Source organism: Bradyrhizobium sp. AZCC 2289, assembly GCF_036924615.1.
GTDB lineage: Bacteria > Pseudomonadota > Alphaproteobacteria > Rhizobiales > Xanthobacteraceae > Bradyrhizobium.
Genome location: NZ_JAZHRY010000001.1, coordinates 3,646,982 through 3,666,888, shown reverse-complemented (window position 1 = coordinate 3,666,888; position 19,907 = coordinate 3,646,982). Strand labels below are relative to the sequence as shown.

The 19,907-nt window shown below is 61.4% G+C and carries 17 protein-coding genes and 1 pseudogene; 4 read left to right on the top strand and 14 right to left on the bottom strand.

Going from position 1 to position 19,907, the window contains the following annotated elements; genetic code table 11:
* Positions 1-13 precede the first annotated feature (13 nt).
* The 9 genes from V1289_RS17565 to V1289_RS17525 all read right to left on the bottom strand — a co-directional run bounded on the left by V1289_RS17565 (position 14) and on the right by V1289_RS17525 (position 6,455).
* Positions 14-304: a hypothetical protein gene (locus V1289_RS17565; protein ID WP_334398062.1), complete on the bottom strand. Its 291-nt coding sequence runs from the start codon at positions 302-304 to the stop codon at positions 14-16.
* 231 nt (positions 305-535) lie between these two features.
* On the bottom strand, positions 536-694 hold the full coding sequence (locus V1289_RS17560; protein WP_334398061.1) for a hypothetical protein: 159 nt from the start codon (positions 692-694) through the stop codon (positions 536-538).
* Positions 691-1,380, bottom strand: coding sequence for a recombinase family protein (locus V1289_RS17555; protein WP_334398060.1), 690 nt, complete (start codon positions 1,378-1,380; stop codon positions 691-693). The genes V1289_RS17560 and V1289_RS17555 overlap by 4 nt, the downstream gene beginning before the upstream one ends.
* A 281-nt stretch (positions 1,381-1,661) precedes the next feature.
* A complete protein-coding gene (locus V1289_RS17550) occupies positions 1,662-2,075 on the bottom strand; it encodes a hypothetical protein (RefSeq protein ID WP_334398059.1) in 414 nt (137 codons plus the stop codon).
* The gene (locus V1289_RS17545) at positions 2,053-3,108 is read right to left on the bottom strand and encodes a GNAT family N-acetyltransferase (protein ID WP_334398058.1); all 1,056 of its coding nucleotides are present in this window, start codon (positions 3,106-3,108) and stop codon (positions 2,053-2,055) included. The genes V1289_RS17550 and V1289_RS17545 overlap by 23 nt, the downstream gene beginning before the upstream one ends.
* A gap of 383 nt (positions 3,109-3,491) precedes the next feature.
* Positions 3,492-4,478, bottom strand: coding sequence for an HNH endonuclease (locus tag V1289_RS17540; RefSeq protein WP_334398057.1), 987 nt, complete (start codon positions 4,476-4,478; stop codon positions 3,492-3,494).
* A gap of 68 nt (positions 4,479-4,546) precedes the next feature.
* Positions 4,547-5,215 (bottom strand): hypothetical protein, encoded by a 669-nt coding sequence (locus tag V1289_RS17535; protein WP_334398056.1) that lies wholly within the window; start codon positions 5,213-5,215, stop codon positions 4,547-4,549.
* A gap of 453 nt (positions 5,216-5,668) precedes the next feature.
* Complete coding sequence (locus tag V1289_RS17530; RefSeq protein ID WP_334398055.1) at positions 5,669-5,965, bottom strand: diguanylate cyclase domain-containing protein; 297 nt, start codon at positions 5,963-5,965, stop codon at positions 5,669-5,671.
* Between the two features lie 28 nt (positions 5,966-5,993).
* Positions 5,994-6,455, bottom strand: coding sequence for a tetratricopeptide repeat protein (locus V1289_RS17525; protein ID WP_334398054.1), 462 nt, complete (start codon positions 6,453-6,455; stop codon positions 5,994-5,996).
* A 169-nt stretch (positions 6,456-6,624) separates the two neighbouring features.
* On the opposite strand from V1289_RS17525, the gene V1289_RS17520 reads away from it, so the two are divergent.
* Positions 6,625-6,999: a hypothetical protein gene (locus V1289_RS17520; RefSeq protein WP_334398053.1), complete on the top strand. Its 375-nt coding sequence runs from the start codon at positions 6,625-6,627 to the stop codon at positions 6,997-6,999.
* Between the two features lie 528 nt (positions 7,000-7,527).
* On the opposite strand, the pseudogene V1289_RS17515 reads toward V1289_RS17520, so the two are convergent.
* Positions 7,528-7,653, bottom strand: a pseudogene (locus V1289_RS17515) (winged helix-turn-helix domain-containing protein); the annotation flags it as partial.
* A gap of 248 nt (positions 7,654-7,901) precedes the next feature.
* Between V1289_RS17515 and V1289_RS17510 the strand changes: the two are divergent.
* A complete protein-coding gene (locus V1289_RS17510) occupies positions 7,902-13,010 on the top strand; it encodes a beta strand repeat-containing protein (RefSeq protein ID WP_334398052.1) in 5,109 nt (1,702 codons plus the stop codon).
* 509 nt (positions 13,011-13,519) lie between these two features.
* On the opposite strand, the gene V1289_RS17505 is transcribed toward V1289_RS17510, so the two are convergent.
* From V1289_RS17505 to V1289_RS17490, 4 genes are all read right to left on the bottom strand, one after another.
* Entirely contained in the window at positions 13,520-14,479 is a 960-nt protein-coding gene (locus V1289_RS17505) for a LysR family transcriptional regulator (RefSeq protein WP_334398051.1), read from the bottom strand.
* 468 nt (positions 14,480-14,947) lie between these two features.
* Positions 14,948-15,820 carry a pirin family protein gene (locus V1289_RS17500; protein ID WP_334398050.1) on the bottom strand — a complete coding sequence of 291 codons (873 nt, stop codon included), beginning with the start codon at positions 15,818-15,820 and terminating at the stop codon, positions 14,948-14,950.
* A 41-nt stretch (positions 15,821-15,861) separates the two neighbouring features.
* Positions 15,862-16,260: a DoxX family protein gene (locus tag V1289_RS17495; RefSeq protein WP_334398049.1), complete on the bottom strand. Its 399-nt coding sequence runs from the start codon at positions 16,258-16,260 to the stop codon at positions 15,862-15,864.
* A gap of 569 nt (positions 16,261-16,829) precedes the next feature.
* Complete coding sequence (locus tag V1289_RS17490) at positions 16,830-17,903, bottom strand: alkene reductase (protein WP_334398048.1); 1,074 nt, start codon at positions 17,901-17,903, stop codon at positions 16,830-16,832.
* A 283-nt stretch (positions 17,904-18,186) separates the two neighbouring features.
* Here V1289_RS17490 and V1289_RS17485 point away from each other — a divergent pair, with 283 nt between their 5' ends.
* Both V1289_RS17485 and V1289_RS17480 read left to right on the top strand, forming a co-directional pair.
* Entirely contained in the window at positions 18,187-18,606 is a 420-nt protein-coding gene (locus V1289_RS17485; RefSeq protein WP_334398047.1) for a hypothetical protein, read from the top strand.
* A 50-nt stretch (positions 18,607-18,656) separates the two neighbouring features.
* Entirely contained in the window at positions 18,657-19,889 is a 1,233-nt protein-coding gene (locus tag V1289_RS17480; RefSeq protein ID WP_334398046.1) for a rhodanese-like domain-containing protein, read from the top strand.
* The last annotated feature ends 18 nt before the right edge of the window (positions 19,890-19,907 follow it).

Genomic DNA, 19,907 nt, shown 5'->3' with positions numbered 1-19,907 from the left:
GTCAAATGCTCACCTACGCCACCTCGCGTTCCGTCGTATCGAGTGCGCTGGCTTTTGACGCCTGAAGGTTCTCCAGCATGGCGATGGTGGCCCCGATGTTCTCCCTTCGCGTCCTCAGGCTCCGCGCCAGCACCGAATAAGCCGGGTCCGAGAAGTCGCGAACTCCCGCGCGGGTCTCCTCGTGCTCGATGTCGGCGGTGAGGATGTCCACCGACCGAGATAGGTTGGCAATTAGTGTCGCGATTTGTAGCTCGTTTGTCGCTGCGGTTCTCTGGAGTGTCTCAAGAAGATACGAGTTTGCCATTGGTGGCCTCTGCGCTGGTATGTTTTGGTACGCGCTCGCCGCGCATTCAGGCGTACAGCAAGGGCGGTGCCAATTACGCCACTGGAGGCTCCGTAGTTCTCCGGCCGTGAACGCCGTCCTTGTAAGCAAACCGCTGCTGTTAGCTCGGCGGCGGCCGCAACCTTTAAGTCGACCATTTGAAGCCGAGGGCCGGGGCTGCACCAGATTAGGATCCAGTGGCGTCGGAGAGGCTCATTTTCGAAGAGCCCCACGGTCCTTCGCGAGCGGGTGGTGCCTACCCCCGTGGCCGATCACGTAGAATGCCAATGCGCCGAACACCGCAGCGGTCACAGTCATCTCGAATGAGACCGCGAGGACTGCGAGGAAGGCGAAGAACGCTCCCACTGTCATTGCGCCTCTCCCTGCGTTGCGCTGCCGACCGCACGATCCGAAGCTCTTGCCAGCATTAGCTTGATAGCTGTTGGAGCGTATGGCTTGCCCGTCTTGGTGGTGTGCCCAGCTTCGGCAAGCGCCGCTGAGATTTCTCTGAGTGACCGCTTGCCCCCCTTGGGCCTCGCGCGTGCCAATCTGCGTGCAAGCTCAACCGTCTCGGGCCGCTCCTCGCCGATGGACTTTCGCCCCTCGACCTTGACACCAGTGCGACGCTTCCGATCCCGAGCGCCCTTCAACTTTGCCACTAACATGGCCTTCTCGAACTCGGAGATAGCGCCGAGGACCTGCCTGATCAGCCGGGCGGTCGGCGTGTCGTCCAGGAATGAGCTTGGACTATCCGCGGCGATCAAATCGATCCCTCGCGCCTTGAGCATCGCAAAACCAACCTCCTGAACCATCAGGTCACGCGCGAAGCGGTTCGCGGTTTCGACGATGATGGTCTTAGTGCCGTTCGCCTCTAATGCCTCAAGCATCTCTGCGAAGCCGGGGCGGGTGTCGATGGGATCAGAGCCCTTCACCGCTTCATCATGATACGTGCCCACAAGCTCGATACCGCTCCGCGCTGCGAACGCTTCGATGGCTTGGAGCTGCCTGCGGCCGCTGTCCTTGTCCTCCCCAATGTTTGCCGCTGAGGAAGTCCTCAAGTAGGCAAATGCTCTGACGGATTTTGATGAGGCGCATCTTCAAGAGCCGCTTTGGAATCTCAGCGATTCGTTTCTGCATGGGTGAAGGCAGGTGCGGCGACTCTTCAGGCGGGTCCAAGAGGCGGCGCGTACAGAGCCCAATCGGGCATTTAGGTGTTATGCAACTGTTGTTTGGACTATTGATGTTTCTCTCTAGTTGTACTTCGGTCGTGGACATCGTGACGCAAATCATGGAAGGGTTCCCCACACCGGAGATACCGAAGACTAGCACAACCCCAATTTTAGAAAAACTCGGCTTGTTCAAAGAGGGGCGCTCGCTGATGGCCGACATACATGAAAGACTGAGGCGGACTGAAATTTTCCATCACGTGGGAAGGGTTTATGTGCTCTGCAAATGGTCTGACAGCACCAATTTTGAGGGCATAGGCCTGCGTTCGTCCGCAGAAATAGCCATCGTAGTATTCCTTTGAGATACCGGAGCCTGACCGAGTTTTAAGCCATAACCGCTCTGGGTGGTCCTCCAGAATCTCCGCGATATCAAACTCTCCAACCAATCGGCCGACCGGGCGGGTGCAATAGATCAACACTGTTTTGATATCCCGCCGTGAGAATATCTTGCGTCTGAATTCAAAGGTTTTTGCGCCAGAAAGGATGTTCTCAACGTGTACGGGCTTAATCGACAACAATACGCGCATTTACGTCTCCCATCTCTACAATCGTGCGAAACTGCGTCGACGTAAGTTCTCGAAGATCCCATCTTGGCTGTTCTGTGACATGGGCCTCGTCGAGTAAGCGGCCACGAGTGATGCGCCGATTGAACGCAACATTGTATGTCATGCGCGCAACATACAAACGGTCGCTCTCCACATATTGGTCTCGCAGTTCGTCTTCGGTGAAAACGCTGTGCGGGGCCGTGTATTCCAAAAATGCCTCGATGTTCGCGAAGTCTCTCTTACGACGAATTTCTTCTATAATGCAAATGGATGATGCAACCGAACGGTAGTATGCTGGCCCTTGGTGATCTGTTGTCCGGTATATTACAGCTGCGTCTCCTGAAGACATCCGGGTCAGCGGTATCTTACCGATATAGACTTTGTGGATCGTATTCGTGTGCGAGACGTCCCGAACAATTTCTCGGGATTCGTTTTTCAGGATTGAGTCAGGTAAAAGCTGCGTATGGTATTCGGGGTAGACCGCAAGTAGCCAAGCCTTCTTTCCAGCAGTATGCACAAAAGGGTAGTCGCTGATCATGTTGCCCGAAAATTGATCCAGTCGTCTCGCGTAAACCAGTTCCTCGCCGCTTTCTGTTGTCTTCGTGCCGACCTTCTGAAATCCATACCGTTCAAAAAGACGGATTAGGTCTTCATGCACATCAAAGATGGTCACGTAGATGCCGTCCATGTTTTCGTCGATGGCGGTATCGAAGATTTTCTTGAGCACTCGCTCGCCCAATTTGGTGCCACGGCCCTCTATCTTCAGGGTGCCAACCTTCAGCCATTTGAGATTCGGCAGCGGGGGGGTGACGTCAGAAACAGCGCCCTGTTCGGGCTTGAGGTAAATCATGCCGCTTATGGCGGCAGCGTCGTCCTCGACCACGTACACGTCCGAGTCTGCTTTTCGAGCAAACCAATCCGCGAACTCGACATAGCCCTTCTTGAGGCTGTCAAAGAACGGATCGTTTAGCCGAAGTTCACGGAATTTCGTTAGTCGAAGCTGCCTTGTTACCACGCTGCCCCCCCCCCCAGCCGAGTGATCACAACTCTTAGACTGATTTGCTCTGGTTTCACAACCTCATGTAAGGCGTGGGACCGGCCTTTCGGCGAGTGAAGGCAGCATCGACGCAACAGGAGATGGGGGGATCGGTGACTGGGACTGGAGCCGTCGCTGAATGGGCCGACGTTTAATCAGGCTCTAGCGTTTCGGGTCTGGCTGCAAGGTCGCCGCTACAGCTTTAAGAACGGTAACTCGTGCCACAGGTAGGCCATTTCATTCCAATACAAAAGCCAATACAAAGCGGTCGCCGGAGCGACGAAATTATCTAGTCTTTTCAATGCTAATCGGGTGGTTTTTTGGTTCCCACCCAATTGTACTGCGTGTATGGCCTTCGCGGGTTATGCGAGGTCCATGGAAAGCAGCTCCGCACGTACTTTAAGGCAAGCAAGCGAAGGCCGTTTGATGCCGACCTGCAACTGCTTGCCTTGATAAGCTGCGTAGCCCGCATGGCAGACGCTTTCATCGAAAGTGACTATGAGGGTGATCGGGTCGATCCACACGAGAAATAGATCGAAGAGCGTGTGTATGTCTGCCCGCAAGAGCAGTCCGTTGCTAAGGTCGTTGTGCGAAGCATTGCGGTAAGGAGCGATATGCGCAGCCTCGAGTAGCGCTTCTAGCTCGCAGCCGGTGACCAAGCAGCGACTGCCATAGCGCTTGATCAGACCGCGCCTGAAAGATGACTGCCCGCGCCGGACCTTGATTGCGCGAAGTACCTGCTCGCGTTCATCGGCAACGGACGGCACAAGATCCGTTTCGTGTTCCTCGTCGGCTTCGTCGGACGCAGGAGACCTAAGGAAGCCAGCCACCGCCACCATGTTCAACGCTTCTTGACTGGTTGGAAACATCAATCTCTCCAATCCAGGCAAGTCCAATTCCTCGATCGAAGTCTGATCGCCCGGCCTCAATGCAATGCTTTTGAGCTGGGTGACTGAAACAGCCTGCCCCAGACGAACGAAGGAGCTACCGAACCGCGCCACGTACTTGTCGACCGGCTCTTCGCTCTCTGAGGGGGGTTCAAATTCGTGCCCGTTGTTGCAACGCCACTTTGGGTGCTTTTTGACCCGCTCCTTGAGGCCAGTAACCCGACATACAGGGCAACGGCGTATCAGTTTGGTTCCCGGGCTGCTTGTGACCTCTTCTACCGTCGCCATTCCAAGGGCACGGTCACCGTCTCTTAGGATTATCAGGTCGCCTTTCGATACTTGTTTGTGGTTCGCTACGTTGCTGTCGAAGCTGTATCTGCTGGCGAGCTCGTCATCATAGCCACTGTTGCCGCCATACTGCCGGTCGTCGCCAACCGCGATACAACTCCAAGCTCTCGGCATTACTCTCGTCCCCCAGAGTTACAAGATGACGCTTTCGGAACCTTACGGTGTCTCAGGCTGCGCGATGCTCATCCATCAGTTGCGACATACCGCCCCCTTCGCAATGAAGGTGTAACTGAGCCGCCATAGCGTTCAAACCAGGTTCGACAGCGCAGGTCGTGGTTATGGTCGTTGCGTCGCCAAAGGAAATGCTTCTGCACTAATTTTCTGTTCCGCCAAAGCTGCCCCAGCAGCAATACCTCGGGTGCATCGAGATAATCATCGATCCAAGAATAACACCAAAGCTGCGCTTCGACGTTCGCCCATCCGTCGTCGGGAATGTCTCGATCCTGCTGCCGGGTTGTCTTTTGTTCGATAATTAAAACCGTTCGATCATTTCTATTGCGGAGCACAACATCGGGCTTGCCTCGAAGCGGAACGTTCCCCACAAGCAGATTGCTCGCCAGTAGCGGTTTGGGATCTTCGTGGAAGGCGTCAACATACTCCTTGGTCCAGTCCGATGGCGTGTAAATTCCAATGTGCTTTTGGAACCAAGTTGTCTGAATAGACAAGTCAATCAAACGATGATCAAGAATGCCCGCCTTTCGTTCAAATCGATTGTAAGCGTCCCAAGTATCTATTCCAGAGCCGGGGGAACGTCGCGGGAGGGAATATCTGTAAACCCAATCAGCGAATTCGTGCGGCAGAGCCACGGGCCGAGTTGGTGCAGGTGCGCTTTTACTCCAGTCATTCAACAACTCGTCACCCCACTCGATCAGCTAAGGAACCTCGGGAGGGACGTTAGTGTATTTTGGGGAGGTGTGGAAATCCGCTGCTTGCGGATTAGCCCCTGAGACGCCAAGGATCTCCTATCCAGCCATAATAGGGTTGGCTGTGGTACCCACAGGTGGTATCAACTGGTACGGCAGGCGTTCAAGTTATTCAATAAATATGCGGGTTTCTGTTGGCGGGCAGGTCCTCTCTTCGGGCGCGCCATTTTGCCACCACCCAGAATAAAACTGCGAACTATCCAACCGCGAATTTTTGGCAAAAAAGACGGCGGCAGTTCGCACCTGCATGCGTCGCGTCAGGGACTGTGAGATCGACCTCGGTACTCGTCCCCTCCGCGCATCGCCAGGCCCTCGACTGGAATACCGAAGGACAAGGAAGCGTACACAACGACGCTCCTGCAGCGTTCTCCGCAACCTGCTCTAAGCCGCCCGGCTATGCCCCTCGTCGCCGAACAGATGGACCTTGTTGCGGCCAGCGGCCTTCGCATCATAGAGCGCGATGTCGGCTTCCGTGAACAATTCGGTGATCCGCCGGTGATGCGGGCGGCCGACGAGAGCAGCTCCGATCGAGGCACCGACCTCGAAGCGAAGACCGTTCCAGAAAAGCGGTCGGCTCAACATCACGACGGTCTGCTGCAGCACGTGTGCGATTCGGGCTGGGTTTGTCGGAGCGCGCAGGATGATCGCGAATTCGTCGACCCATCGCGGACACGGCACGGACGGCGCGATCCGTTGTCAGCCGGGTTCAGCGCTCCGGCAACCCCGCCGCGATCATGAACTGGATGACCCGATCGGTCGCCTGGAGAAAAACCGGACTGGCGTTCTTCGTCGACAGCCCGATATTGAGCGCCGTCGTGCCGGGTCGCAGTTTCAACCCCTCTTTCATGGTCGCCTTTGCTTCGTCGATCCGACCCGCTTTCTGGTAGACCGCGGCCAACAGCATTTGCGAGCGCCCGGACGCCGGCGTAGTGGCGATCGACCGCTGCAGCCATGGGACCGCTTCTTCGCTGCGGCCCATGAGCATGTAAGCCCATCCTGCACCAAGAAGCCAGGTCCAGCGCGACACCTGCGGCGTGTCGAAACGGTCGGCTTGCTTGAACGTCGTGAGCGCGTCTTCGAAGCGTCCCAATTGAATCTGGGCCAGACCGATGTGGTACAACGCGAGTCCGTTCCACGGATCGAAGCTCAGCGTCCTGGCACAGGTCACGAGGCCTTCGACGAAACGGTTGGTCGCGGTGAGGAAGCGGCAATAGGGCTTCGAGCACCGGAATATAAGTGGGTTTGGCCCGCAGCGCGCGCTCCAGTGTCGCGCCGACCTGCGCTTCGGCCGCGACCGCCTCGTCCCGGCTGTACCAGACCAACTGGATGCCGCGCAGTTGAAGCGCCGCCAGTGCGACGGCGAGGTCGACATTGTCGGGCTCGGCGGCGAGCGCGCTCTGCAGCATTGTCTGCGCCATACCAAAACGCTCGCGCGTCGTCTGATTGATCGACGCAACCGCCTCCGCGATGACAACTTTGGCATCGCCGTCGGCCGAGCCGCCGGTCGCGGCCGAAGACTCGCCGGCCTCCAAGAGCCGGTTGAGGCCGCGCGCCATCAGATCGCCTGCTCCCGCGGCAAGCCGCGACTGCTGGAGTTGCACGTCAGGCTCGTCGACGTCGACCGAAACCGTCGCGACCGATTGAATCTCGCCGGTGGCCGTCTTGATCATGCGCGCGCGCAAGATCCACGAGCGCTCGCCGCGCTGCAATAGGCCGCGCACTTCAAAGTCCGATGACTCGGAGGGCGTGGACACGTATTCGGGGTGCGCCGCCGTCGCTGCTGATCGCGACGCGACCACCCTGGTATTGTCGATCTTGGCGAAACCATCTGTCAGGCGGTCGGTGACATCCTCCGCCATCGCCGGGCCGCGAGGGTCGTTGCTCGCGTCGACAATCGGCATCACGGCGATGATCGGCGGCGTTCGCTTGAAGATGAAGTCGGGTCGCAAGATGGGAGCCGCGACGGCAAATCCGATGATTGTGCAGAGACAAGCGACCGTGGCGACGGCCGCCGGTCCGCGTAAACCGAACAGGGGCCGCTGCGATTTTGTGAGTTCGGCCGTGGGCTCGCACGTCGCTACTGGCTCGACGTCCGCGGCCTGGATGGACAATGCCGCTTCGGTGTTGGCCGGAATGCCGGCTGGTTTGGTCGACACCTCTGCCCCAGAGACTTGGGCCGCAAACAGGTAACCGCGGCCGGACACCAGCTTGACCAACTGCCGCCGGTCGTCGCCGAGCGCCGTGCGAATCTCGCGGATGCATTGGAACAGACTGTCTTCGCCGACATGAACGTTCGGCCAGACCGCCTCCATCAGCTCCTGCTTGCTCAGGACCCGGCCGGCGTTGGCGGCGAACAGCCGGAGCATCTCGAAGGTCTTCGGCCGCAGCTTGATCGCCGTCCCATCGGGCCCACGCAGCTCCAAGCGCTGCTCATCCAGCTCGAAACCGGCAAAACCAAACACCGAACCACCTGCAGCTTCCTGATCGCCCAATCCAGCGGAAAAGTATCGAAAATGTTCTAAACGAGAACTTTGAAATGCGAATATCAGAAAAATTTCAGAATGTCTCCATCGCTTTGTCAGGACACCCCCCGCGCCCCAATGCGATGAAGCTGGTGCAGACTCGATTTTTTCGGCTGCCGGGACGATTGCGCATCGCAGATCGGGAGGAGGCCGCACACGGCCTTGCGAAGGGGGAGGTCGTAGCGTTGCGGATTGTGAAGGATCGGTTTGGGGCGGGCCGTGGGTTGCGAGCCGCCTTGCTGGCGTCGTCGGCCCTGGCATCGACACTGCCGGCGGCGGAGCCGGCGCGTGCGCAGGACGCGACCTGGCTCGCCAATCCCGGCACCGGCGACTTCAACACCGCCGCCAACTGGACCCCGGGCGCGGTGCCGAGCGGCACCGCCTTCTTCGGCACCTCCAACAGGACCGCGCTGTCGTTCTCGAGTGACACCACGGTCGGCGGCTGGACGTTCAACGCGGGCCCGTCGAACTATAGCTTCAGCAACAGCCAGTCGCTCAGTTTCACCGGCGCCGGCATAGACATCCAGGCCGGCAGCGCCACCATCACCAACAACTTCGGCTTCGTGAATTTCGACGCCACCAGCACGGCCGGCAGCGCCACCATCACCAACAACAACGGCTTCGTGAATTTCAACGCCACCAGCACGGCCGGCAGCGCCACCATCACCAACAACTTCGGCTTCGTGAATTTCGACGCCGCCAGCACGGCCGGCAGCGCCACCATCACCACCAACAGCGGCGGCGGCAGCATCATGACTGGTGGCGCCAGCGGTGGAACCGCGCGGTTCATCCTGAACGGCACCGGCCTTCTCGACATTTCAGGGCTCACGACCGGCGGCACCACGGCCGGCTCGATCGAGGGCGCCGGCAACGTTTTTCTGGGCTCGAACAACCTGGCGGTCGGCGGCAACAATCTCTCGACCACGTTTTCCGGCGTCATCCAGGACGGCGGTTTCTCTGGCGGCACCGGCGGCTCGCTGACCAAGACCGGCAGCGGCACGCTGACGCTGTCGGGCGTCAACACCTATACCGGCGCTACCACCGTCGATGGCGGCACGTTGCGGGCGGGCGTCGCCGGGGCGTTCGTGGACAATAACGCCTATGCGCTGAATGGCGGCACGCTCGATCTCAACGGTTTCAATCTCACCATGTCGTCGCTGTCAGGCACGGGCGGCACCGTCGCCTTGGGAGCGGCCGCGCTCACGATCGATCAGGCGACCGCCACGAGCTATGCCGGCGCTGTTACCGGCACCGGCTCGCTGACCAAGACCGGCGCCGGCACGCTGACGCTGTCGGGCGCGAACACCTACACCGGCGCCACCACCGTCGATGACGGCGAGCTGGCGGTGAGCGGCTCGATCGCGTCGTCCAGCATCACCAACAACAGCCTCCTGCGTTTCCTCGCCACCAGCACGGCCGGCAGCGCCACCATCACCAACATCGGCCTCCTGGCCTTCAACAACAGCAGCACGGCCGGCAGCGCCAGCATCACCAACACCAACGGCGTGGACTTCTTCGACACCAGCACGGCCGGCAGCGCCAGCATCAGCAACAACGGCTTCGTGAATTTCTTCGCCACCAGCACGGCCGGCAACGCCACCATCACCAATGACGGCGGCGGCAGCCTGTTTTTCAACAACACCAGCACGGCCGGCAGCGCCACCATCACCAACAACGGGCTCCTGGCCTTCAACAACAGCAGCACGGCCGGCAGCGCCAGCATCATCACCAATAGCGGCGGCCGCAGCTTCCTATTTGATAGCGCCAGCGGTGGAACCGCGCGGTTCATCCTGAACGGCACCGGCCTTCTCGACATTTCAGGGCTCACGACCGGCGGCACCACGGCCGGCTCGATCGAGGGCGACGGCAGCGTTTTTCTGGGCTCGAACAACCTGGCGGTCGGCGGCAACAACCTCTCGACCACGTTTTCCGGCGTCATCCAGGACGGCGGTTTCTCTGGCGGCACCGGCGGCTCGCTGACCAAGACCGGCAGCGGCACGCTGACGCTGTCGGGCGTCAACACCTATACCGGCGCTACCACCGTCGATGGCGGCACGTTGCGGGCGGGCGTCGCCGGGGCGTTCGTGGGCAATACCGCCTATGCGGTGAATGGCGGCACGCTCGATCTCAACGGTTTCAATCTCACCATGTCGTCGCTGTCAGGCACGGGCGGCACCGTCGCGTTGGGAACGGCAGCGCTCACGATCGATCAGGCGACCGACACGAGCTATGCCGGCGCTGTTACCGGCACCGGCTCGCTGACCAAGACCGGCAGCGGCACGCTGACGCTGTCGGGCGCGAACACCTACACCGGCGCTACCACCGTCGATGGCGGCACGCTGGCGGTGAGCGGCTCGATCGCGTCGTCCAGCATCACCAACAACCGTTTTCTGATATTCGAAGGCACCAGCACGGCCGGCAGCGCCAGCATCACCAACAACTTCGTACTGACCTTCTTCAGCACGGCCGGCAGCGCCAGCATCACCAACAACGGCGCCCTGGCTTTCAACAACAGCAGCACGGCCGGCAGCGCCGCCATCACCAACAACTTCGGCGGCAGCCTGAATTTCAACAACACCAGCACGGCCGGCAGCGCCAGCATCACCAACAACGGCGACCTGGACTTCCTCAACAGCAGCACGGCCGGCAGCGCCACCATCACCACCAACAGCGGCGGCCACAGCTTCATAGCTGATAGCGCCAGCGGAGGAACCGCGCGGTTCATCCTGAACGGCACCGGCCTTCTCGACATTTCAGGGCTCACGACCGGCGGCACCACGGCCGGCTCGATCGAAGGCGCCGGCAACGTTTTTCTGGGCTCGAACAACCTGGCGGTCGGCGGCAACAACCTCTCGACGACGTTTGCCGGCGTCATCCAGGACGGTGGCCTCGCCGCCGGCACCGGCGGCTCGCTGACCAAGACCGGCAGCGGCACGCTGACGCTGTCGGGCGCGAACACTTACACCGGCGGCACGACGATCAATGCCGGCACGCTGGCGATCTCGGCCGACAACAACCTCGGCGCCAATACCGGCGGCCTGACGTTCAACGGCGGTACGCTGCAGTTCGGCGCGAGCTTCGATCTGGCCAACACCCGCGCCATCACACTGAACGCGGGCGGCGGCACGTTCGACACCAACGGGTTCAACACGACGGTCTCCCAGGCGATCGGCGGCACCGGCGCGCTCGTCAAGGCCGGCAGCGGCATGCTGACACTGTCGGGCGTCAATACCTATACCGGCGGCACCACCGTCGAGGCCGGCACATTGCGGGCGGGCGTCGCCGGGGCATTCGCGGGCAATACCGCCTATGCGGTGAATGGCGGCACGCTCGATCTCAACGGTTTCAATCTCACCATGTCGTCGCTGTCAGGCACGGGCGGCACCGTCGCCTTGGGAGCGGCAGCGCTCGCGATCGATCAGGCGACCGCCACGAACTATGCCGGCGCTGTTACCGGCACCGGTTCGCTGACCAAGACCGGCAGCGGCACGCTGACGCTGTCGGGCGTCAACACCTACACCGGCGCGACCACGGTGAATGGCGGTACGCTGGCGGTGAACAGCTCGATCACCGCGTCGAGCGGCGTAACCGTCAACAACGGCGGCACGCTCGCGGGCGTCGGCACCGTCGGCAATACGGCCATCAACAGCGGCGGCACGCTCGCGGCGGGCAACGGCATCGCGGGCTCGTCGATGAATGTGACCGGCAGCCTCGCGCTGCAGTCCGGCGCCTTCTACATGGTGCAGATCAATCCGGCGGCGTCGAGCTTCGCCCATGTGACGGGCGCGGCGACGCTGGGGGGATCGACGGTCAAGGCGATCTATGCCAATGGCGCCTACGTCGCGAAGCAGTACACGATCCTGACCGCCGGCAGCGTCAGCGGCACGTTCGCCTCGGCGGTCGAGACCAACCTGCCGTCGAATTTTCATTCGACGCTGAGTTATGACGGCACCCACGCCTATCTCAATCTGCTGCTGAACTTCGTTCCGCCGCCGGGTCGCGGCCTGAGCGGAAACCAGCAGGCCGTCGGCAACGCCATCGTCAGCTTCTTCAACAGCAATGGCGGCATCCCGCTGGTCTACAGCGCGCTCACGCCCACCGGGCTGACCCAGGCCTCCGGCGAGATCGCGGCGGGATCGCAGCAGGCCACGTTCAACGCCATGAACCAGTTCATGGGCGTGATGACCGATCCGTTCCTCGCGGGCCGTGGCGATCCCGTCGGTGCGGGCGGAGCGCCGAATGCCTATGCCGGGGAAAGCCTCGCTTACGCATCGAAGGGGGAGGGTCGTTCGCAGAGCGAGCGCGATGCCTACGCGATGTTCACCAAGGCGCCGCTGGCGCAAACCTACGAGCCGCGCTGGAGCGTGTGGGCGGCGGGCTTCGGCGGTTCGCAGACCACGGATGGCAATGCGGCGCTCGGATCGAACGCCACCACGAGCCGCCTGTTCGGCACCGCGGTCGGCGCCGACTACCGCTTCTCGCCCAACACCATTGCCGGCTTCGCGCTCGCCGGCGGCGGCACCAATTTCAGCGTGACGGGCGGCGGCAGCGGCCGATCCGACCTGTTCCAGGCCGGCGCCTTCGTGCACCACACGGTCGGCGCGGCCTATCTCTCGGGCGCGCTGGCCTATGGCTGGCAGGACGTCACGACGGATCGCACGGTGACGATCGCCGGGGTCGATCGGCTGCGCGCGGCGTTCAATGCGAACGCGTATTCGGGACGTGTCGAAGGCGGCTACCGCTACGTCACGCCATGGGCCGGCGGCGTCGGCCTCACGCCCTATGCCGCCGGACAATTCACCACCTTCGACCTGCCCGCCTATGCCGAACAGGCGATCTCCGGCGCCAACACCTTCGCGCTGGCCTATGGCTCGAAGAGCGTCACCGACACCCGCAGCGAACTCGGCCTGCGCGCCGACAAATCCTATGCCGTGCCGAACGCCATCCTCACCCTGCGCGGCCGCCTCGCCTGGGCGCACGACTTCAACCCGGACCGCACCATCGGCACCACCTTCCAGGCACTGCCCGGCGCGAGCTTCGTCGTCAACGGCGCGCGGCAGGCGAGCGACTCCGCGCTCACCACTGCCTCCGCCGAGATGAAATGGATCAACGGCTGGTCGGCGGCGGCAACCTTCGAAGGCGAGTTTTCCAATGTCACCCGCAGCTACGCGGGCAAAGGTGCGGTGCGATATGCGTGGTAGCGGGTGCTCGAATTGCATCGCCGACCTGTGCATAAATATCCCATGGGGCGCCTAACGATATTATATTGCAATCTCAACAACATATGAGTTCGCAGTTTTATTCCGAATGGCGCGCCATTCAGAATAAAACTACGAATTCGCATGTGATTGAAATAGCTTTTTAATTCTTGGTTATGGAATGTCCGGCCCGCACCAGGATTGCCGCCGCGCCCGGCCACGGGCGGCGACGGTCGAGTGCCTTGCTCACAGTGTCCCGCCCTCGTTTCCGCAAGCATGGCGAAAGTTGTATGAGCGGAGCCCGACGCCTCGCGCGGGCCGCCGCCTTCTCACCTACTGCACTCGCTCGACACCGCCGTCGCAGACCCGAGCGCGGTTCGCTTCGTCATCCCGTCGCGACGACTTGCGCACCATCGCGCGTGACCGCGACTACACTTCGGTCAACTGAAAGCTCCTTTGCGGAAAGCGCGTCTGTATCCGTTGCTTCTCATGATAGGGACACCGGCGTCCGGTTAAGCTTTCGCAGACCGTCTCGCCTTCTTCCTGGTGACCGGCGGTTTCGGCACTTTGCCCGTATCCACCGGAATTTGCTTCAGGCGATCGACAAACCATCGGCCGGCGGGGCCAGGCGGTGACTTGGTCTGCCACACCGCCGACATCGCCAGAATCAAACCATCGAGAGGCACGTCCTCGATAAGCAGCGCGGAAAGGCGCCCTTCTTCCAAATCCTTGCGCACGGCATGCAACGGCATTCCGCCCCAACCCAGACCGTTGAGCAAAAAATGATGCTTGGCGAAGAGGTCAGCAAGCCGCCAGACCGTCGGCGACATGACGCCGAATTCGCGTCCCGAGGATAGCTCCGACCTGTCGGTGAGAACGATCTGGGTATGTTTTCCAAGAACTTCCTTGGGAATTTTGCCTCGGTAGGAAGTCAGTGCATGATCCCGGGAAGCAACCATGAGAAACGCGATACCGGGCAACCGCTCATAGGTCAGTGTATCCGGAATCGCCGGGAGTGATCCGACGACGCCGACGCTGCAGCGACCGTCAAGCACGGGCTTAACGGCTCCTCCGAGCGCCTCGACATAGATGCGGAGCGCCACTCCCGGGTATTTCTGCCGAAACTCCTTGGCCACTTGAGTAATCGCGTCGATCGGATAGAAGACGTCGATCACCACGGACAATTCCGGCTCCAGGCCAACCGACATGCCCTTCGCCCGGGCCTTCAGGAAGTCGACCCCGGTGATGATGCTGCGAGCATCGCCCAGAATGGCCAATCCCGCCGGGGTGAGTTTGGGATAGCGGCCAGAGCGGTCGAACAACTGCACGCCCATCTGGTCCTCAAGATTGCTGATTGTCTCACTCACAACAGACTGCGAGCGCAACAACTTGCGGGAGGCGGCAGAAAAGCTTCCTTCATCGACCGCGGCGATGAACGTGCGCAGTTGATCGAGAGAGACGGCGTCGAGCATGGGACCTACCTATCGACCAAACCGATGCTAAAACGCATGATATACTGCCCAATTGGCGGGTCATATCAACCATTGAGGTCGCGCTATTCGACTCGTGGACACTTTCTAGCTTGCGAATTACCAAGGCCTTCACCGTTTCAGGGCGGGGAAGAGGTACGATTCGTCAACGTCAGGTGCTCAGAGCGCCCATTGATCCTCCTGGTCGCTCCAATCGCTTTTGTTTAAACGCCGAGCTATCTCCTCGCTCATCGCAGGATCGGCTGCTACCGCGATAATGGCGCCGTGCTGTGTGACGATCTCGCGGCCTCTTGCCTGGACTGGGAAGTGTTCTGACCGGAGCGGCAAGCGTCTATCGGACCTGTCCGGGCACTCCCGGGCCCCGGCTACGCGTCGAAAAAGCTGAACTCCACCTGATCCAAACATTGCTTTCCTCCACAGTGTTCTCAACTGGGCTAATCTCTCCAATCCTCAGCGTCCTGTGCGTGCCAAGACACCCTGGTTGCGCAGCCGGCGGCCAATATCGGCGATATTGCTCTCTCCAATGCGCAAGGAATCCGCGTTGGTATGCACGGAGTAGTGCCCGGTCACCAGGTCGTAAGGGTGCTTGACCGCGGAGCCGAGGATGAAGCCGGCATCGGAGAGCGCTTCGAACTCGATCGCCTGATCGCCCTCCTCGAATACGGCGACTTCGCCCATCGATACCTGCTCTGGCGCTGTCACGATCCCTTGGTGCGATGCGATCCAGGCGACGTCGTGCCCCTTGGTCGGGTGAAAGGTCCAGCGCTCTCCGGCCTTGAGGCGCACGTCGAGGTAAGTGATGCTTTGAGGCGACTCGACAATGCTTTTCACACCGCCGTATTCGCCTGCGATAACCCTCGCGGGACCGGCAGAATCGAAGTCGGAAGCGTCGAGATATTGGCTTTGGGGTTCGGCAAGTTCGAGCTCGGGCGGCATGGCGACCCAGAGCTGAAAGCCCTTGATCCGCTCCTTGCCGAACATTCCGCCGGTATGCCAAACGCCACTACTGGCGCGCATCCACTCAACACCGCCGGTCTCGATGACGCCTTCGCGGCCGGTGGTCTCCTTGTAGAAAGCCTGCCCGGACAGAATTAGGGTTAGAGTCGCAATTCCTGAATGGGGATGAAATCCGAATTCTGGTGCAGTCGCCGGATCGGCGTCGAAGTAGTCGAGAAAGACGAACGGCTTGATCAGTTCACCAATGTCGCCCGGACTGACCAGTCGGGTAACGCGCCCATGCGAGTGTCCACGCGTGCGCAGAGCAATCTGCCGGGAAGTCTCTTCAGCGCGTATCGGACGCGTGAACACTGCATCGGTCTTCATTTTCGTTCTCCTGAGGTTTGGCTATCTCTAAACTTCAAAGCTCAGCCCTTGACCCGGTGAAGCAAGCCAGCAAGTTCATCGCGCCGCAGGTAGACAACCACCGCGTTGAGCAATCCCAGGACGATCGCCGGGACCGGACTGGTGTGCAGGACGAACACATGGGTTGCCACGGCACAGACCATGGTGAATCCGAGCCACAGGGCGCCGATTGAAGCCAGGCCGGGAACGAGCAGGGCGACGGCGCCGGTCACTTCCACCACGCCGGTCGCGAGGCGAAACCATTGGCCGAGTCCGATCTGCTCGAACAAGTCGACCATGAAAGGAACGCCCGCCAGCTTGGCGAGGCCGGCGGCAAGGAAAGCCGCCGCGAGGATACCCTGCAACGTCCAGGCGCCGATGCGACGCGTAGGACGAACTGATTGGATAGAAGTTGCGCTCATATTGGACTCCGTTGGGTGTGAGGTTGAAAGTGAGACGAAGCTAAGATGCCGACCGTCCGGGCAACAGCCGATTTATTTCGATGATATCCATCGGTTTATCCGATATGCGGCCGATGCCGCACCCACCCGGAGGGGTGGATGTTTTCCGCACGGCAGTGATCGGGAGATCCGTCGGAGGCTCAACGTCGCAAGGTGGTCACGCCTTCTCGGACTTGATCCGCCTTAGGCGGTCACGATGGCTCGTCGAACCTCGAGCGTTGGCGGAGTGAGTTCGATAGCAATGCCCGCGTATATCGGCGGTTTGAGCAATTCGTCGCCAGCGGCAACACGGCGCCGGGCGCACTTGCTTCCGATAGAAGGGTGTGACTGGTCAGGCCGCTCGCGGAGGGCGTCGTTTTACGTCGGCCGGTTTGTGTGGCGGAAAGCTGCAGCCAATCTCGCCGATCCACGCATAATCGACCCCAATGATGGGGTCGATCAGTTTGGCCATGCCACGCAGGCCATAGGCCCGGAAATGGCTGCCATGATTTGCCGCTGGACCGAAGCGATGACGGACGTAGCCGCGCGCCTTACGCGGCCGTGGCCGCCTCACGCGCGGGATAGTCGGTATAGCCCTGCGCGGCGCCGCCAAAGAAGCTGGCGCGATCCGCGTCGTTCATCGGCGCACCGGTCTTCACCCGTGCGACGAAATCCGGGTTGGCAAGGACCATCTGGCCGTAGGCTTCCAGGTCGGCCAGCCCCGAAGTCACATCAGCGCCGATCTTGTCGCGCGGACGACCGGGCCGGTTCACGATCAGCGATTGCTTCCACAGCGCGCGTACGTCGCCCGCCAGCTGCTCGTCGCCGGTGTGCAAGATGTGCAGGTAGGCCAGACCAAGCTTGTCGAGTTCGGCGACCAGATAGCGGTAGAGGGCCGGGCCTTCCGCGCCTTCGTCGATCCCCCACATGGTGATGCCGGGGGACAGGCGGATGGCCGTCCTGTCCGCGCCGATTTCATCGGCAATCGCCGTGGCAACTTCGATGGCGAAACGGGCGCGGTTCGCGATGGAGCCGCCATATTCATCGGTGCGCGTGTTGGCGCTCGGGGCGACGAACTGTTGGACGAGATAGCCGTTCGCGCCGTGAATCTCGACACCATCGGCGCCAGCCTCGATGGCGCAGCGCGCCGCATGGCGGAAGTCGGCGACGGTCCGGCGCACTTCCTCGGTCGTCAGCGCGCGCGGTGTCGGAATGTCCTGCATTCCTGTTGCCGTGAACATCTGACTCCCCGGCGCGATCGCGGCGGGCGCTACGGCTTGACGATGATGCGGCGTGTTGTCGGGGTGCGACATACGTCCCGCGTGCATGATCTGGATGAAGATACGGCCGCCCTTGTCATGCACAGCTGCGGTCACCTTCTTCCACCCCGCGATGTGCGCGGGCATGTAGATGCCCGGCGTGGCGAGGTAGCCCTGTCCGTCATCCGAGGGTTGAGTGCCTTCGGTGACGATCAGGCCGACGCCGGCGCGTTGGGCATAATATTCGGCGGCCAGTTCTCCCGGCGTGCCGTCGAACTTCGCGCGGCTGCGGGTCATCGGGGCCATGACCAGACGGTTTGGCAGAGTGTAGCGTCCGACACGGACGGGCGTGAATGATTGGTTCATCGTGTTCTCCTCGACAGGGCCTGGATTGCCGATGAGGAGAAACTAGGGAATGCAGCGTAGTCAGATAAGCCAGCTTATTCAGATGGGATCCATCGGCACATCGGATACAACGTCGGCGGATTCACCCTGCCATCCCGGGGAAATGGCGCTCTCGAACGTGATCGTCAGAGGCTGCGATGGGAGAGAGGTTTTCCTTAACGTGGACAAGTAACCACACCCCTTCACCCACGGCACGTCGTGCCCAAGCCGGCATAGGCGTACGAGCCCGAACCTCCGCGCGCGCGTGACCGCGCGTTTTTCAGAGCTGGTTTGCGAACATGCTTCATCGTCTTCCCGTCTTGATCTGGTCGATCGGGATCACGGGGATGGGGATATCCAGCAGCGGACGATATTTCCGATCGTCGCATGTGACGGCAATGGGATGCCGTTGGCCGCCGACGTGATGCAGCGCGCATTGCGAACGCCTTTTCAAGCGGGTATCGCCGGCGTGCCGGACCGCGTTTTCCATGTCGGCCAGCCCGTCGCGGTCGGAAATCACAGCGCCGTTCGTGTCTGTCTGGGCGCGCCAGCGATCGCCGGGGTCGGCGAGCGGACGCGCGCGGGGCAGGGGTTCGATGCGGCCTTCGCGCCGTTGGCGGCCGATGTCGCCGATCTCTTCGCAAAATGGTCGTACGTCGCGTCTTTGCCTTTTCAGCCGGGATAGCTATTGATGCGCGGCAAGGTAGCCACAATTTTGATCCCAACCTGCCATCCATGACCGCACCCTCCGTCACGCCCTCGCAAGTCCGCAGCGCGCTGCTGCTGCGCGATGAAATCGCACTGCTCGATCTGCGGCACGAGGCCGATTTTGCCACCGGCCATCCCCTGTTTGCCGCCAACATGGCGGCCGGCAGGATCGCGCTCGAGGCCGAGACGAGGCTGCCCCGCAAGGACGTGCCGATCGTCGTCTACGACGCCGGCGAAGGCCTGGTTCCGCACGCCGTCGATCGCCTTCAGGCGTTGGGCTACAACGACATTCGCCAGCTCGACGGTGGACTGCGGGCCTGGCGGGACGCAGGCTACGAACTCTTTCAGGATGTGAATTCCTACGCCAAGGCGTTTGGCGAACTGGTCGAGTCCCGCCGCCACACGCCCTCGCTGCCGGCGGAAGAAGTCGCCGCCCTGATTGCGAGCAAAGCCAATATCGCCGTGCTCGATGTCCGGCGCTTCGACGAATATGCCACCATGAACATCCCGGGCTCCGTCAGCGTGCCCGGGGCCGAACTGGTGCTGCGTGCGGGCCGCGCCGCACCCGATCCCGCGACGACGATCGTCGTCAATTGCGCCGGCCGCACCCGCTCGATCATCGGCACCCAGTCGCTGATCAACGCCGGCGTCCCGAACAAGGTGGTGGCGCTGCGCAACGGGACCATCGGCTGGACGCTGGCAAAGCAGAATCTCGAGCATGGCGCTGACCGGCGCGGCGGGATTGGTCCGTTCGAGGGCGCGCAACAGAATGCCCGCGACGTCGCCTATCGCGCCGGCGTCCGGCATGTCGGCGTGGCGGAATCGATGGCACTGCAGGCGCAGACCCGCCGCACGCTCTATCGCTTCGACGTTCGCGACGCCGAAGAATATGCCGCCGGCCACGTCGCAGGTTTTCGCCACTATCCGGGCGGGCAGCTGGTCCAGGAGATCGACATGGCCGCACCGGTGCGCGGAGCACGCATCCTCCTGACCGACGACAGGGGCGTCCGTGCCGACATGACGGCGTCCTGGCTCGCGCAGATGGGCTGGGAGACCTATGTGCTCGATGGCGGTTACGATCGTCAGCTGGAAGTGGGGCCGCCTTTAGTCTTGCCAAAACCCGATGCGGCGCATCGCTATCGCCGTCCCTACGAGGGCACCGATGTCGATACCGGCGCGATGCAGGCCTATCTCGATTGGGAGTACGGCCTCGTCGAACAGCTGCGGCGCGACGCGACCCATGGATTCTTCGTGATCTGATCGCCTGAGGCGGCGCGG

Coding starts and splice junctions, on each gene's coding strand:
- V1289_RS17565 (WP_334398062.1), bottom strand. CDS start 304: ATGGCAAACTCGTATCTTCTTGAGACACTCCAGAGAACCGCAGCGACA.
- V1289_RS17480 (WP_334398046.1), top strand. CDS start 18,657: ATGACCGCACCCTCCGTCACGCCCTCGCAAGTCCGCAGCGCGCTGCTG.
- V1289_RS17505 (WP_334398051.1), bottom strand. CDS start 14,479: ATGCTCGACGCCGTCTCTCTCGATCAACTGCGCACGTTCATCGCCGCG.
- V1289_RS17560 (WP_334398061.1), bottom strand. CDS start 694: ATGACAGTGGGAGCGTTCTTCGCCTTCCTCGCAGTCCTCGCGGTCTCA.
- V1289_RS17550 (WP_334398059.1), bottom strand. CDS start 2,075: ATGCGCGTATTGTTGTCGATTAAGCCCGTACACGTTGAGAACATCCTT.
- V1289_RS17500 (WP_334398050.1), bottom strand. CDS start 15,820: ATGAAGACCGATGCAGTGTTCACGCGTCCGATACGCGCTGAAGAGACT.
- V1289_RS17495 (WP_334398049.1), bottom strand. CDS start 16,260: ATGAGCGCAACTTCTATCCAATCAGTTCGTCCTACGCGTCGCATCGGC.
- V1289_RS17540 (WP_334398057.1), bottom strand. CDS start 4,478: ATGCCGAGAGCTTGGAGTTGTATCGCGGTTGGCGACGACCGGCAGTAT.
- V1289_RS17490 (WP_334398048.1), bottom strand. CDS start 17,903: ATGAACCAATCATTCACGCCCGTCCGTGTCGGACGCTACACTCTGCCA.